This window comes from Sporolactobacillus pectinivorans, assembly GCF_002802965.1.
Taxonomy (GTDB): domain Bacteria; phylum Bacillota; class Bacilli; order Bacillales; family Sporolactobacillaceae; genus Sporolactobacillus; species Sporolactobacillus pectinivorans.
In genome coordinates this window covers 721,061-735,618 of the sequence record NZ_NXGA01000001.1, presented here as the reverse complement: position 1 = coordinate 735,618, position 14,558 = coordinate 721,061, and the positions used below count along the sequence as shown (strand labels likewise).

At 48.4% G+C, this 14,558-nt stretch carries 15 protein-coding genes; 10 read left to right on the top strand and 5 right to left on the bottom strand.

The window, feature by feature from the left end:
- Nucleotides 1–56: 56 nt before the first annotated feature.
- From COP04_RS03755 to recQ, 3 genes are all read right to left on the bottom strand, one after another.
- Nucleotides 57–386: a DUF1516 family protein gene (locus tag COP04_RS03755; RefSeq protein ID WP_100486760.1), complete on the bottom strand. Its 330-nt coding sequence runs from the start codon at nt 384–386 to the stop codon at nt 57–59.
- Nucleotides 387–493: 107 nt separating this feature from the next.
- The gene (locus tag COP04_RS03750; RefSeq protein WP_100486759.1) at nt 494–1,234 is read right to left on the bottom strand and encodes a type 1 glutamine amidotransferase domain-containing protein; all 741 of its coding nucleotides are present in this window, start codon (nt 1,232–1,234) and stop codon (nt 494–496) included.
- Nucleotides 1,235–1,301: 67 nt separating this feature from the next.
- Nucleotides 1,302–3,089, bottom strand: coding sequence for a DNA helicase RecQ (gene recQ, locus COP04_RS03745; protein ID WP_100486758.1), 1,788 nt, complete (start codon nt 3,087–3,089; stop codon nt 1,302–1,304).
- Nucleotides 3,090–3,592: 503 nt separating this feature from the next.
- Between recQ and COP04_RS03740 the strand changes: the two genes are divergently transcribed.
- The gene (locus tag COP04_RS03740; protein WP_100486757.1) at nt 3,593–4,075 is read left to right on the top strand and encodes an Hsp20/alpha crystallin family protein; all 483 of its coding nucleotides are present in this window, start codon (nt 3,593–3,595) and stop codon (nt 4,073–4,075) included.
- A gap of 71 nt (nt 4,076–4,146) precedes the next feature.
- Here the strand turns inward: COP04_RS03740 and COP04_RS03735 are convergent, their stop codons facing one another.
- On the bottom strand, nt 4,147–5,307 hold the full coding sequence (locus COP04_RS03735; RefSeq protein ID WP_100486756.1) for an aminotransferase A: 1,161 nt from the start codon (nt 5,305–5,307) through the stop codon (nt 4,147–4,149).
- Between the two features lie 97 nt (nt 5,308–5,404).
- Nucleotides 5,405–6,595, bottom strand: coding sequence for a branched-chain amino acid aminotransferase (locus tag COP04_RS03730; protein WP_100486755.1), 1,191 nt, complete (start codon nt 6,593–6,595; stop codon nt 5,405–5,407).
- Between the two features lie 328 nt (nt 6,596–6,923).
- Between COP04_RS03730 and COP04_RS03725 the strand changes: the two genes are divergently transcribed.
- From COP04_RS03725 to COP04_RS03685, 9 genes are all read left to right on the top strand, one after another.
- Entirely contained in the window at nt 6,924–8,159 is a 1,236-nt protein-coding gene (locus COP04_RS03725) for an MFS transporter (RefSeq protein ID WP_275656873.1), read from the top strand.
- Between the two features lie 403 nt (nt 8,160–8,562).
- Complete coding sequence (locus tag COP04_RS03720) at nt 8,563–9,087, top strand: hypothetical protein (RefSeq protein WP_239984751.1); 525 nt, start codon at nt 8,563–8,565, stop codon at nt 9,085–9,087.
- Nucleotides 9,068–9,550 (top strand): PH domain-containing protein, encoded by a 483-nt coding sequence (locus tag COP04_RS03715; RefSeq protein ID WP_100486753.1) that lies wholly within the window; start codon nt 9,068–9,070, stop codon nt 9,548–9,550. The genes COP04_RS03720 and COP04_RS03715 overlap by 20 nt, the downstream gene beginning before the upstream one ends.
- Nucleotides 9,540–10,961: a PH domain-containing protein gene (locus COP04_RS03710; protein ID WP_100486752.1), complete on the top strand. Its 1,422-nt coding sequence runs from the start codon at nt 9,540–9,542 to the stop codon at nt 10,959–10,961. Before COP04_RS03715 ends, COP04_RS03710 begins: the two co-directional genes overlap by 11 nt.
- A 266-nt stretch (nt 10,962–11,227) precedes the next feature.
- Nucleotides 11,228–11,626, top strand: a complete 399-nt coding sequence (locus tag COP04_RS03705) for a GntR family transcriptional regulator (protein ID WP_100486751.1) — start codon at nt 11,228–11,230, stop codon at nt 11,624–11,626.
- Nucleotide 11,627: 1 nt separating this feature from the next.
- The gene (locus COP04_RS03700) at nt 11,628–12,347 is read left to right on the top strand and encodes an ABC transporter ATP-binding protein (protein WP_100486750.1); all 720 of its coding nucleotides are present in this window, start codon (nt 11,628–11,630) and stop codon (nt 12,345–12,347) included.
- Nucleotides 12,338–13,078: an ABC transporter permease subunit gene (locus COP04_RS03695; protein WP_100486749.1), complete on the top strand. Its 741-nt coding sequence runs from the start codon at nt 12,338–12,340 to the stop codon at nt 13,076–13,078. The genes COP04_RS03700 and COP04_RS03695 overlap by 10 nt, the downstream gene beginning before the upstream one ends.
- A gap of 11 nt (nt 13,079–13,089) precedes the next feature.
- The gene (locus COP04_RS03690) at nt 13,090–13,617 is read left to right on the top strand and encodes a CcdC protein domain-containing protein (RefSeq protein WP_100486748.1); all 528 of its coding nucleotides are present in this window, start codon (nt 13,090–13,092) and stop codon (nt 13,615–13,617) included.
- Nucleotides 13,618–13,634: 17 nt separating this feature from the next.
- A complete protein-coding gene (locus COP04_RS03685) occupies nt 13,635–14,552 on the top strand; it encodes an ABC transporter ATP-binding protein (protein WP_100486747.1) in 918 nt (305 codons plus the stop codon).
- The last annotated feature ends 6 nt before the right edge of the window (nt 14,553–14,558 follow it).

Below are 14,558 nucleotides of genomic sequence, written 5' to 3'. Positions count from 1 at the left end.
AATTGTGCATGAACTGAAAAAGGCCTTTCATTTTTAAAGATGAAAGGTCTTTTTCATTAAATAACTTTATAGCCGATCAGCAAAATCAAAATCAGATCGATTGCTGAGAACACCAGAATCAGAGTTGTGGATTTTTGTTTCTGGCGTCTGCCGAGTGCCATTTCCATCAGTCCGATCAGCAGGATGGCCAGAACCCCTTTAACATCATAAAGTGCTGGAAAATGATGCAGGATCAGCATCCATATCCCGGTAATGAGCATAATCAGGTAGGAAAGCCGCAGCGCCATGCTCCAACCCTTCTGGCGATAAAAAACGAGGCTGAGGATAAACAGCAGAATCATGATTCCCCATACTCCGCTGTGAATTTGTAAAAGTACATGTCCCATTTCTGATTCCTCCTGTCTCTGTTCTAGCGTGCGAGCCACTTTTTTCAGGCCGGTTTCTATTTTATTTTACCATGAAACTTCGCTTATCCCAGCAATTGGCACCCGCATTAAATCCTCGTTTTGAGAAGTTGTTCTTCATTGAGCATTTTTACGAATTCATCGGCGAAAAGTGCGGCATCGCCCGGCCAGCGCGCCGTCAGCAGGTGCCCGTCTTTTACATAAAAAGGTCGGGTCGGAAAAGGTCCCGACTGATAGTTGGACTTGTTTTTCAAATGCCTGGTAACCTCATCTTGAACATATTCCGGGTAGGTACGGTAATAGCTGCCGCGCGCCCATGCGGTAAGGTAATAAGCGGTACGCTCCAACTGTTTAGTCAGGCTAGTCATCTTCTTTTTGTAGATAACGGAATGCCCGGTTTCAGAATTGATGGTACGTGCCAGGACAATGGTGCCATGGCAGATTGCTGCAACCGGTTTTTCAGCGTTCCAGAAATCGAGCACTTTTTTCTGAAGAACCCGGCTCTCCAGATAGGGCCTCATCCCCTTTGCGTGACCGCCGGGGAGCAGCAGGCCGTCATAGTCAGCGGCGGCTATCGTTTCATACGCGATCGGGTTTAAAAAGGACGGATCTTTCTCCAGTTGTGAGTGATAATACTCCACGATTGCCTTTTTTGCACCGAGCCGACCAAAAATAACACCCTTCAGCAAAAACGGATCGGCAGAGCCACGTTTTCCTTCCGGTGTCGCAAAAACAGTACGGAATCCCTCCGCACTCAGGCGGAGCCACGGTGTCACTACTTCAGTGGGATCAAAATCATGCGCAGGTATTGGAATCAGGACCGATGTCATCTCACTCAAATCCTTTTTTCTTATTATTTTAAATTGCAGTAGCTTTTTTGAAAACTAAAAGGCAAAATCAACCTTCCTTTGCCACAGCTGAAACTTCATAAGCAGCAATAGCTTCCATAAAGGCGCGTCCATACTTTTCCAGTTTCTGTTGACCGACACCTTTGATCATCAGAAAATCGCGGTCGGTTGCCGGGAGCCGCGCACTCATCTCACGGAGCGACTGATCGGAAAAGATGATATAAGGCGGTACGTATTCTTTTTGCGCGAGTTCCTTACGTACTTGTTTCAGCTGTTCGAACAGCTCATTATGAACCTCAAGCTGCACCGCCTGCACCGCTCCTTTCTTGAAAACCTGCGCTTCTCCCTTTAATACAGGCAATGCACGCGGCGCGAGAGCCAGCGTCGGATAGGCACCACCCCTTGGTTCCAGATACTGCTCGCCTGTCAGAAAGTCAATGAAATCGCCGATCTGTTTCTGGGTCTGATCCTTCATAATACCGTATGTCGGCAGATGGTCTAACCTGAAACTGATGATTTTCTGATCAGATGCACCGGCAAGTACCTTGGCAACCATCGTTTTTCCATAACGCTCGCGCAGCCTTTTAACACATGACAGCACTTTTTGAGCAGCCACGGTGACATCCGTCTTTTTCCGCTTATCCAGGCAGTTACCGCAATGGTTGCATGGCTGCGGTTCCTGTTCCCCGAAATAACGCAGAATGTAGCCCTGCAGGCAGGATTCTGTATGGCAATAGCCAATCATCTGATCGAGTTTGTGGTACTCTTCTTTTTTCAATATTTCGTCCATGTCAGACTGGTCAATGAAAAATTTCTGCAGACGAATATCCTGAGGAGAAAAAAGCAGGATACAGTCGCTTTTCTCTCCATCGCGTCCGGCACGCCCGGCCTCCTGGTAATAGGCTTCAATATTGCGCGGCATACTGTAATGGATGACAAAACGCACATTGGATTTATTGATGCCCATGCCGAATGCGTTCGTTGCTACGAGCACCGACACATCATCATAGAGAAAGCGCTCCTGGCTGTCCGCCCGCTCCTTTTCCGAAAGGCCGGCATGATATTTGGCCGCCTCAAACCCTGCCTTGACAAGCTGGCTGTGCAGCCGGTCGACCTCCTTGCGTGTTGCTGCGTAAATGATCCCGGGCTGATCCTTATTCTCTTTCAGATAATCTGTTAAAAATGCATCCGGATTCTGTCCGCGGATCACCTGAAAAAAAAGATTGTCGCGGGCGAACCCGGTCGCAACGACGCTGTCTTGAGAAATCTGCAGCAAACGGCAGATATCGGCTGTAACCCGCGGCGTGGCGGTCGCCGTCAATGCGGCAACGACAGGCCGTTCGGGAAAATAAGCCAGCATCGTCTCTATTTTCCGGTAACTTGGCCGAAAATCATGTCCCCACTGCGAAATGCAATGCGCCTCGTCAACAGCGACCAATGAAACTTCCATCCGTTGCAGTGCCTGCAGAAAATCGGGCAGTTCCAGGCGTTCCGGTGCGATGTAAACGAGCTTATATTTTCCGGACGCCGCGGCGGTGAGCCGTTCTCTCCCTTCATTGAAGGAGAGTGAGCTGTTGATGAACGTTGCCGGAATACCGGCTTCTTTAAGCGCATCGACCTGATCCTTCATCAGAGAGATCAGCGGTGAAATCACGAGCACCGTCCCGGGAAGCAGCAGAGCAGGAATTTGGTAACAGAGCGATTTCCCGCCGCCGGTCGGCATGATACCGACTGTATCGCTGCCCGCCATTAACCGGGCAATGATTTCATCCTGGCCCTTACGAAAATGATCGTAGCCAAAATAACGTTTCAGCACTTTAAGCGCTGCATCCTGCATGATCTAAAACCACCTTCATCTAAAAATCCGTTCACGAGATTACTAGTTTTATTCTAACACAGGATAGAGTACATCCCTTCTTTTTCACGAATCAGGAACGGCGCTTAGCATTGACACCGGCTTTCAATCAAAACCCGATAGCTGCCTAAGATATCTCACTTTATTTGTCGAATAGCAACCGCTGCGTGTCGAATATCGTTTTTTACCTTCTTTCTTTCACGGCAAGCGAGCCAGCTTTTTCCTGCATTTTATTAAAAGTGATCCGATGCTGAAGCTATACAGGTCCATAATGGCCGATACCGCCTGACTGGCAGACAGTTTTTAATGCTTCAAAGTGCTCGTCCCCTCACGTTATGTCCTTCAAATTTGCGGATCACTTCTCTGTTTTTTTCATGTTGCGTTGCTGTTCGGGTACCTTTTTACCCTGATTCGTCTATTTGCCCGAACCAGCTGCATATTTTTTCATATGCTAAAGTAGATTGCTTTAAGAAGGAGGAATCAATATGGATGAGCAGGACTCTCGTGAACCGCGCCAGCCGATGAAACGCAATCCGGCAAGACGCAGCCCGATGGAAGATCTCGATTCTTTTTTTCAGCAGGATCCCTTTCGCGGCATTCTGAAATCGATCGATGATTTTTTTGAAAATCATTCGATGTTTCCAGGCGGATTCCCTGTGCGCCTTTACGAGACGAAGGATGAGTGGGTGGTGGAAGCCGATCTGCCCGGAGCGAAGCGCGAAAATATTCACATCGAGCTACTTGGGGACCGAGTCAGAATCGCGGTTGAAAATGACGTCGAGATAGAAACGGAACATAAAGAAAAAGGTACTTACTCGCATGAGCGGCAGTTCGGCCATGCCGAGCGCTTCGTTGTGCTGCCGTATACAATCGACCGAGCCAAAACACAGGCTTCCTTTCAGAACGGTGTACTCAAAGTTCACGGTCCAAAATATCCGAATAACGGCAATATGCTAAGCATCGAGTAACAAAATACAGGCATGAAAAAAGATCGGGGTAGTTTATGCCCTGATCTTTTTTCATGCTTTTTTTCAGAAAGTCAGACTTCCAGACTACCGACAAAACGTTCGAGCCGGTCCAGCCCTTCCTTGAGCACATCCATGGAGTAGGCATAGGAAAGCCTTAGATAACCTTCACCATAAGAGGAAAATGCGCTGCCTGGAACTGCCGCCAGCCGCTCCTGATCGAGCAGTTTCAATGCGAAGTCTTCCGAAGTCAGGCCGAACTTGCGGATCGAAGGGAAAACGTAAAACGCTCCGGACGGACGGACAACGTCGATGCCCATGTCATCCAGCCTTCTGATAACGTAGTCCAAACGCTTTTTGTACTCCCGGCGCATCGGTTCTGCATCATTTTTCCCTGCTGTCAGCGCCTCAATCGCAGCATACTGCGTGATACTGGTGATGCAGGAAATGCCATACTGATGGATTTTGATCAACTGGTCAGCGATCGGCCGGTCAGCAAGGATATAGCCCATCCGCCAGCCGGTCATGGCGTGCGACTTTGACAGACCGTTGATGACCAGCGTTTTATCCTTCATACCCGGATAGGAGGCAATGGAGATATGTTTCTGCCCGTAAACAAGCTCGCTGTATATCTCATCAGAAATCACAAAAACAGACCTGCCCCGAAGCAATTCCGCAATAGCTGCCACTTCGTCGGCAGAAAGCACGCATCCGGTCGGATTGGACGGATAAGGAATCACCACCGCCTTCGTTCGTTCAGTCAGATGTTCCGCGATCTGCTGAGCTGTCATTTTAAAATCTGTCTCCCGCGTATCCACGTATACAGGCTTGCCGCCTGCAAGAACAATCGGTGCGGCGTAACCGGGATATGCCGGGCCGGGTAGAATCACTTCATCGCCCGGTTCCAGAATCGTCCGGAATGCAAGATCAATCGCCTCGCTTGCACCAACCGTCGTAATTACTTCGGTCTCCGGGTCATAATGGAGATCATATTTTTCTGCTACATAACCGGCTATCGCCTGCCGCAATTCCAGTAGCCCGGCATTGGCCGTATAGGCCGTATGGTTATGGTCGATCGCTGCTTTGCCGGCATCTTTGACGTGCTGCGGCGTTGGAAAATCAGGTTGGCCGATTGTCAGTGAAACGGCTCCGGGATAATCCTTCACTTTATTAAAAAAACGGCGGATACCGCTGATCTGTATCGAACGCACTCGACCGTTCACTTTGTCTTCCATGCTGCTCATCCTTTCAAACTTCGTCTGCTTTTTCCATTATAAAAGAAAAAAACCTTTGCGCACATCTTTTCGCGCAAAGGTTTTTTTGAAAACGGGCTTACTCGGTTATCTGCTTATCAACGGCTTCTTTAACCGGTTCTTCCGGTGCTGTTTCTACTGATCCTTCTGCCGACACCTCTACCGGTTCTTCAAACGATTCTTCTGACGGATCTTTCTCAATTTTCACTTCCTGAGTCCATCCCAGCTTGTCTTTCACCCGACCGGTCTGCAGCCCGGTCAGTGTTTCATACAGTTTTTTGGAAAGCGGTCCAGTTTCACCGTTAGCTACTTTGATGACACGGTCTTCCCACTTCAAAAATCCGACCGGCGAAATGACGGCCGCCGTTCCAGTGCCGAATACTTCTTCCAGTTTTTGTTTTTCCGCTTTTTTGAACAGCTTTTTGACTGAAATCTTTTTTTCTTTGACCGGAACGCCCCATTCCTTCAGCAGTTTGATTACAGAGTCACGTGTCACTCCCGGGAGGATGCTGCCATTCAGTTCCGGTGTCCAGACTTCTCCTTCAATTTTGAAAAAGATGTTCATACTGCCGACTTCTTCAATATATTTATGCCCGATGCCATCCAGCCAGAGCACCTGGTCAAAGCCCAATTCTTCCGCCTTCGACTGCGCTTTAAGGCTCGCCGCATAATTTCCGCTCGTTTTGGCGAACCCTACACCACCCCGTACCGCGCGGACGTATTCATCTTCGACATAAATTTTAACTGGCTTGACCGTTTTCCCGAAATAAGATCCGACCGGGGATAGAATGATGATCAATTTGTAATTGCCTGACGGATGAACTCCGAGGAACGGTTCGGTACCAATAATAAACGGACGGATATACAGCGACTGGCCGTGCTGCACCGGAATCCAGTCCTTTTCAACTGCCACCAGTTTCTTAATAGCTTTGATGACGAATGACTCATCGATCAACGGAATATTCAGCCGCGCGCAAGAATGGTTCATCCGTTTCATATTTTTATCAGGACGGAACAGAAGGATGCGCCCTTCTTCAGTTTTGTAAGCTTTTAGCCCTTCAAAGACTTCCTGTCCATAGTGAAAAATGGTCGCTGCTGGATCCAAGGTGATCGGACTGTAAGGGACAATCCGTGCATCGTGCCAGCCCCTGTCAGCGGCATAATCCATTTCAAACATATAATCTGTAAAAAATTGACCGAATCCGAGATGATCCGGATCGGGTTTCGCTTTTAATTGTTCGGCCTTATGGAATGCGATCGGCTGTCCCATATACAGAATCCTCCTAGAAGGCTGTCCGAAACTCCGCTTCGCGCGGGCTCCGGACTGCTACTTATATTTTTTATCTTTACTTAATTATAACAATCGAAGTGAGAAACTGCTACATCTCTCGGGGGAAGCTGAAGTAGCCACAGCGGGGCCGAAAATTGTGAAATTAACATTCCCTCCACTTAGCGCAAAAAAAGAGCAGTAACCCTCTTTCATCGCACGATCATTCCTGTTACAATGATCTGAGTTGGCATTGGAGAGGTGCGCATGGGGCGTAGTATCGGCGTTTCCTCTTTATTTTTCCCCGGAATAATCGGGAAGGGGGGCGCCGATTACGCGCCAGTTTACTTTTGCATCATGTGCACTTTATTTTCTTACAGGCCTGACCTCCATTTCTATAGGTTCGGTAATGCCGCAGCTGCTGCATTACTATCATGTTTCCTTTACAGTGGGCGGACAATTGATTTTTATCGGGGCGATGGGATTTCTGGCTGGTGTACTCATCTCGTCCTGGCTGAATAACCGCTTCCCGCCAAAACCGCTGCTGACGATCTCCGCAACGATTATTGCCATTGCACAGTTCAGCATTCTGACGCTGCCGCCGCTTCCTCTGTTCATGGCACTTTATTTTCTTAACAGTGTCGGCTCTGCATCGATCGGAATTGTTGTCGCAACGATGTTTCTTGAAGTTTTTATCGGCAGGCAGGCCGTCGCTATGAGCTATCTCGAAGTATCATTCGGGCTCGGTGCGTTCACGATGCCTTTGCTTGCCAGCGTATTCATCGCTATGGACATCTGGCGTTATCTGTTTATCATCACCGCGTTCCTGGCTGCCATCTTGGCCTGTCTTTGGACGCGGATCGCCTATTCAAAAAAAATTGCAGATGCTTCCGAGCCGCTCGACGCCTCTGGTACAGCCGAGCAGAATCCGTTGACGCCCGGACGCAAATGGACGGTTCTCGGTTTGTTCGCTCTGATCGTCTTTTTGTACGGCGGGCTTGAGGGCAGCCTGAACAATTTTATGTCTTCCATTTTTATTCATTATCTGAACATCATTGCCTACTATGCATCGATCAGCGTCGGTATTTTCTGGGCAGCTATGGTCATCGGCAGAGCGCTGACAGGTGTGATCATCCGCAAGGTGACATATAGCAAATATCTGCTAATAAATATCTGCGGCGCGATTCTGTCACTTGTTCTGTTCATCGTCCTGAAAAATGCGCTGATGGGGTACTTTTTCATTGCCATGCTCGGTTTGATGATGTCGGGCCTTTATTCAATCACACTCGTGTACGCAAACTATTCCATACCGAACAGCGCTCATCTTGTGACACCGATCATCTCAGGCTTGTCCGGACTTGGTGCGGCGATATTCCCGGCTTTCACCGGATTCTCGCTCGATCGTGCTGGCATGACGCCTACGCTCTGGTACATTGTCGGCATCGCTGTCAGCTATCTGACGTTCCTACTGGTCATCAACAGGATGAGGAGTGGAAAGCCACTCAAGCTGTTCCATCGGATGAATCCTCGACCGGCCTTCGCTTTCAGAAGGGCACGGTTCAAATAATGGAAAAAAGATACCGCGCGCGGTATCTTTTTTCCCTATTCAACCTATTTCCTTGAGCACAGATTTTGGAATGATTACCATCTTGGCTGCGATCGGGGCTTAATGATCGTTTTCACCGATGCATCCCCACCAGTAGGCCAGATGCAGCTTGCTCACTTCATCTCTGGATCTCCATTCCTTACGGATACAAGTTCAGCCATTTTCTGGCCATTAAGAAATGGTTTCGATGTGAATTTTACCGTCTTCGAAGCTGGGGGCGCTTCGCCCATTTCACTTTTTACTATTCATCTTCATCCTCTTCGGCACGAAACCTGCTGATCCTAGCGAAAAAGCACTCGGTTTTGCACCATCAAAACTCTTTCATCAGATCAACGGGGGCAGTCCGCTTCAAAACAGCCATCTTTTGCGTGAAGGTTCAAAAATCAGTCTTCAGGGCGCTCTTTCACTCGAAAAAGTAAGTAAAACCAGCGAAATCAGGCCGCCATCAGCAAAAGATTTCTTTTTATTGTATTCAGGGGAAAGGCTAATTGAAGAAACAAGGTATGGAGCTCTTATTGAAAATAAAAGGAAACGTTCCAGAATTTACGTTAATGGATTATGCGTAGCAGAAGAAGATAACTTGTTGTTTTCTTATAATATCACCTCTTTGACGAAAAAACTGCTCCCGTCATTGAATAGAGAACGAACAAACGTAGGAAGAAGTGCTTACTCAGATAAAGTGAAGTCAATTTTATTAGAATGTTCTAGTCCTGTTTTTGCTAGGAAATTAGTAGAAGATTTACAAAGGATTCAAACAGGAGATGTCCACGATGAATTCCAATGGATAGACGTACAACTTCACGCTAACCTATGCTCGGCCGAGGTATGGTATAATTTGGTTATTATTTTGCAAAGGAATGAGCGATCTCTTGGGAAAAAGGCATCTTGACCGCGAAGTTGTTACAGTTTGGCGCCAGCGTGCCATCATGACGGACCTGATTTTCTGGTTCATTATTGCAGGCATTGTTATTTGTACGATTTTCTTTGACTGGCCTGCTTTCATGCATATGATTACCGGTATACTGGCAGCACTCGTCCTGCTCCACCTTGTGCTCTCCGTTTTTGTCGTCCCCCCGATCCGTTACCGGACCTTTTTTTACGTGATACGGCAGAAGGATCTTCTGATTCAGGAGGGTGTCTTTATCATTAGCCAGGTCGTGATTCCATTGTCGCGGGTTCAGAATGTTGAAACGGAACAGGGCCCTCTGTTGCGCAAACATCAGCTGACGTCCGTTTCAATCACAACGGCAGCCAATACCCATAAAATTCCGGCGCTGAGCGAGACCGAAGCCATCGCGCTACGTGATCAAATCTCCGAATTAATCAAGGAGAATACCGTCAATGAAATCTGAAAAGAGGCACCTCCATTTCTTTGCCATTTTTTCTGAATGCATCGCCGCAATCCGTTATTTCATTCTGCCCATCGGCATGGGTCTATTTGCCGGGCGGAGGCATCTGTCGGATCTGTTTGGATATTGGCTGATCATCCCGTTTGTTATTGCTGCATTCGGCTGTTTTAAGTGGCTCCGCCTAACCTATGAAATTACGGGCGGACACTTTCATCTTCAGTCGGGCGTCCTCGTTCGCAATGACCGCTATATCCGGATATCCAGAATTCAGTCCGTGCAAATTCAGACTAATGTGCTGCTTCAGGTGTTTGGACTTGTGAAACTGAAGCTCGATATCGCTGATCGCGCCGGCAAGGGCGATCTGGTTCTGTCGGTGCTGAAACTTCAGGAAGCAGACCGGATCAAGAGGCTTCTTGGTCACAGCGCGGAAGCTGAACCACAGACGGCAGATGAAACAGATACGCCGGTTGCAAAAAGTGCTCCGGGAAGGGTATTCAGGTTGTCTGGGCGCGATCTGCTGGCCGCTGCGATGACCTCTTCCAGCATCGGTATTGTCGGTGTGCTTTTGGTTCTGTGGTCTCATGCTGATCATCTGGTTCCTGAAAATTTTCTGCAAAGCTCGTTCAGTTCCTTCAGACGGCTGCCACCTGCCAGCCTCATTGTGTTCATTATCTCTGCAATTGCCGTGCTCTGGCTGATCTCCCTCACGATCACTTTTATCCGCTGGGGAAATTTCAGACTGACGGTCACGGAAGGGCAGTGGCAAGTGCACAAAGGCATTCTTGAAACTTCCGACGAAACCTATAAAACCGACCGCGTGCAGGCGATCCGAATTAAGGAGCAGTTACTGCAGCAGCTTTTTGGCCTGTGTACCGTTTACGCAGAATGCAGCGGCAGTGTCGATAGCGAAAAAGGGGCCAGGGGTTCGGTCCTCGTTTTTCCGGTCATTCGCAAGAAAGAACTTCAGCATTTTCTTGAAACGATTATTCCGCGATTTGCCGGACCCATTGCCTGCAGACGGATACCTCTGCGCGGCAGCATTTATGCTCTGATTAAAACTTTGCTATTTTTGTCGGCGGTTTTCACAGGCCTCTCCTGGTTTTTCGTCTGGGGGAAATGGCTCTGGCTGATTCTCCCTGTTGCGGCTATCTGGTATTATTACCAATTCCGCTCGTCTGGCTTCCGACTTGAAGGGAAGCGGATTGTATTTACTCACCGCTTAGTCACCAAAACAAGCGTGATCACACTGAAAAAGCACGTACAAACCTTTACCTGGAAAAATTCCCGTATCCAGCAGCGATTTGGGCTCTGCTCATGCAATGTATCCGTACGCTCGTCACTCCCCCAATCTTATGAAGTGCATCAGCTGGAGAAAAAAGATGCTGAGGTACTCTTTCAATGGTTTCGAACATAGTTAATCAAAAGCACAAGGAAGTTCCCCCCCACTAAAAGAAGAGAACTTCCTTCTTTTATTAAAAGACCCCGAACTTATCAATGAAATTCGGATCAGTATCGACAAAAAGCACTCAACTATCAACAAAAACAAAGTTTTATCAATAAAAGCTCGATTCGTTCATTTTTTGTGCACTTTGAGAAAAAGTCACCATTGCGTTTAGTGTATCATATGATATAATACACTTGTAACATATAGGACACGGAGCCCGATTGGAGGGTTGCACAATGGATAAACGGCAGGTTGGCACGCTCAGCTTCTCAATTGATTTTGGCCAGCCTCTGTACGAACAAGTTCTTGCACAAATGCGGAGTTTAATAGCAAAGGGAGCGATCGGGTTGGGAGAGAAAATTCCTTCCGTAAGAGAAATGGCCCACGAACTCAGGATTAATCCGAATACCGTCATGCATGCCTATCAGGAACTGGAGCGTGACGGGCTGACTGAAAAGAGGCGCGGTCAGGGGACGTTTGTTACGAGTTCCGTCACGCAGATCAAGCACTTCAAAGACCGGCTGGCAGCCGAATACACCGAGAGTTTTCTGGAAAACATGTGCAATCTCGGCCTTGAGCTGAATGATATTCACAATTTTTTAACAAAAATCATTCAAGAGAAAGGACATCGCTAAAATGATGGAGCCGATCATCATCGCTGAACAAATCAGCAAAAATTATGACCATAAACACGCCATCGATAATCTGTCACTGACTATCGGAAAAGGTCGTGTGACTGGCATTCTTGGGGCAAACGGAGCGGGTAAATCCACTTTTTTCCGGATGATCACCGGGCTCGTAAAGCCTGACACCGGAAAGCTCATGGTGCTCGGAGAAGAACCCGGGTGGCGCACGAACAGCCGGATCGCTTATTTGCCGGACCGTGCACGCTGGTACAACGACTACACAGCGAAACAAAGTATCAACTGGGCTGTTCACTTACTGCCCGGTTTCGACCGTGAGGAAGCGGAGCGGCTTTCTGAGATCATGAGAGTCCCGTCGGGCATCAAAATTTCCGGCATGTCCAAAGGCCAGGAAGCACGCCTGATGCTGATTCTCTGCGTTGCCAGAAATGTGCCGCTGATCGTTCTCGATGAACCTTTTTCAGGAATCGACGGCAGCTCAAGAGAGCATATCATAGAAGTCCTGATTGACGCACTCAGTGAGAAACAACAGACCTTGCTGATCAGCACCCATGAAATCAACGAAGCTGAAGGGCTTTTTGACGATGTTGTCTTTTTTGACGAGGGACGTGTGAAGTTATCCGGGGATGCTGAATCGCTCCGTCAGGAGTTCGGCTCCATTGACGCCCTGTCGCGAAAACTCTACCGGGAGGAGGAAAAATCATGGAACTGAATAACCCTCATGTTTTTTTGCCTCTTCTCAAGCATGAATTAATTCGCAGAGGGAGGCGAAATAAAGACCGGCTGACCAAACAATGGCGATTTATTTATGCGATAAGTTTCGTCATCAGCACTGCCGCTGTCGCCACCTATTTCAGTATGAATTATCAGATACAGCTCAAGTACATCTGGTATGTCTACTGGTCGATTCCATTTTTCATTTTTGGTTTTGGCATTTCAAAAATATCACGCGAATGGAACAATGAAACAGTCGGCTGGTGGCTGACACTGCCCTACCCGCGCCATACTCTGATCATGACTAAATTCTGGGCTGTGGTCATTCGAGGTACGGTGATTGCGGCAGCTGTTTATGTACTGATTCTCGCTTTCGGCGCCTATGCAACATGGATCAGCCCGAAGCTGTCTTTCAGCCAATTCGGTGCCTTCGCTCAATTCGGGCTGATTCTGCTACTCATCGATATTTGCGCCTTCCCGTTTACGTCTTCCGTAGGCATACTTTACGGAACGCTTAAGCATACGAAATGGCGGCCCGCGATCCCGCTCTTCTGGATGATCTGGGGCATCGGCTGGGGCATTGGAGGCTCAATGGGCTGGTTGCGCTCAATTCAGCAAACTTTTCCGTCAACTTTTGATGTCATTGCCAGCATCGCTGGCGCTTGGATCGTAAGCGGGTTCCTGCTTCTACTGTCCACCTGGCTTCTAAATCAAAAAATCGACCTTTAAGGAGAAACGATATGATTCACATCTACTGGGTATTCATTGCCGCTCTGATCCTTTACGGCATTTATCGCCGTATCCGCCGGAATATCGGCTGGCAAATGTTACGAGAACGAAAAATGAAGATACGGATCGTGATCTTTCTGATTGTCGGTACCTTATTTCTGGCCGTGAGTGCCAGCCATCCCGTCAGTCTGATCTCGGACGCTGCCGGCATTGCGGCCGGAGCCATTTTAGCCTTTTACAGTTCAAAGGTCACGCGTTTTGAACGGCGGGATGAGCACTGGTACTACATGCCGAATGTCCTGATCGGCAGCATCGTCAGTCTGCTGTTCATCGGGCGCCTGTTTTTTAGACTATTTGGTTTATATTCTAATGGGGTTTTACAGGGCACCTCGTCAGAATCGGCGCAGCATATGAACCAGGCGATTGGCAGCTCCTGGACAGCGGGGCTTCTGCTGATCATGTTTGCATACTACGCCATCTATTATTTTATCCTTTTGCGGCAGCACAAAAAGTTTGCAAATCCAGTGGAAAACCACTGATAAAACAGGAGGCAGTTATGGAGAACGTTCTCGAAATCGATCAGCTTACAAAGACATTCAGTTCGAAAACAGCCCTTGACCATGTGTCATTTTCCATTCGCAAAGGCACCTGCTTCGGCCTACTCGGGCCAAATGGCGCCGGGAAATCGACAACTATGAAAATTCTGACCGGTATTCTTTCCGCAGACAGCGGCAGTGTCCGCATGTTTGGACTGGAGGCTGCGGCGAACCGGCTGGCTGTACAAAAACAGGTCGGCTACGTGCCGCAGGAAATCACGCTCTATGACAAGCTGAGTGCGATGGACAATCTCATTTTTTTCGGCGGCCTCTATGGCATTAAAGGGGCTTTGTTGAAAACCCGGATCGAGGCGGTGCTCCGGGAAACCGGCCTATCGGACCGTGCCAAGGATCTGATAAAAAGTTTTTCGGGCGGCATGAAAAGGCGGATCAACATTGCCTGCGCCCTGCTCCATCAGCCTAAACTGCTGATTTTGGATGAACCGACCGTCGGCATTGACCCGCAGTCCCGCAATCATATTTTCGATATGATCCGCCATCTTAGGGACAGCGGTGTCACGGTCATCTATTCCACGCACTATATGGAGGAAGTGGAGGCCCTCTGCGACGACATTGCCATTATCGACCACGGAAAAGTAATTGCGCAGGGCTCGCTTGAAGATCTGTTTGATCGGCATACGCAAAAGGCCGTCTATCTGGAGACCCAGGAGAATTTTCAGCCGAGATCCGTCGCAGCAATCAAAAAAAGTTACCGGCGCGGCCATGGCTGGGTGCTTGAAACCGATCAACCGCTTGACGTCATGCGCAGCCTGCTGGACAGCCCTAATTCCGGAGAAAAACTTAAAATTCTTGAAATGGTGAAACCGTCACTTGAAGATGTATTCCTGTCGTTAACCGGAACAAGTTTGAGAGACTGAGGAGGG

Excerpts from the sequence above, each read along its gene's own strand:
- COP04_RS03685 (WP_100486747.1), top strand. The coding sequence starts at position 13,635 with ATGGAGAACGTTCTCGAAATCGATCAGCTTACAAAGACATTCAGTTCG.
- COP04_RS03730 (WP_100486755.1), bottom strand. The coding sequence starts at position 6,595 with ATGGGACAGCCGATCGCATTCCATAAGGCCGAACAATTAAAAGCGAAA.
- COP04_RS03735 (WP_100486756.1), bottom strand. The coding sequence starts at position 5,307 with ATGGAAGACAAAGTGAACGGTCGAGTGCGTTCGATACAGATCAGCGGT.
- COP04_RS03690 (WP_100486748.1), top strand. The coding sequence starts at position 13,090 with ATGATTCACATCTACTGGGTATTCATTGCCGCTCTGATCCTTTACGGC.
- COP04_RS03740 (WP_100486757.1), top strand. The coding sequence starts at position 3,593 with ATGGATGAGCAGGACTCTCGTGAACCGCGCCAGCCGATGAAACGCAAT.
- COP04_RS03750 (WP_100486759.1), bottom strand. The coding sequence starts at position 1,234 with ATGACATCGGTCCTGATTCCAATACCTGCGCATGATTTTGATCCCACT.
- COP04_RS03700 (WP_100486750.1), top strand. The coding sequence starts at position 11,628 with ATGATGGAGCCGATCATCATCGCTGAACAAATCAGCAAAAATTATGAC.
- COP04_RS03710 (WP_100486752.1), top strand. The coding sequence starts at position 9,540 with ATGAAATCTGAAAAGAGGCACCTCCATTTCTTTGCCATTTTTTCTGAA.
- COP04_RS03705 (WP_100486751.1), top strand. The coding sequence starts at position 11,228 with ATGGATAAACGGCAGGTTGGCACGCTCAGCTTCTCAATTGATTTTGGC.
- COP04_RS03695 (WP_100486749.1), top strand. The coding sequence starts at position 12,338 with ATGGAACTGAATAACCCTCATGTTTTTTTGCCTCTTCTCAAGCATGAA.
- COP04_RS03755 (WP_100486760.1), bottom strand. The coding sequence starts at position 386 with ATGGGACATGTACTTTTACAAATTCACAGCGGAGTATGGGGAATCATG.
- recQ (WP_100486758.1), bottom strand. The coding sequence starts at position 3,089 with ATGCAGGATGCAGCGCTTAAAGTGCTGAAACGTTATTTTGGCTACGAT.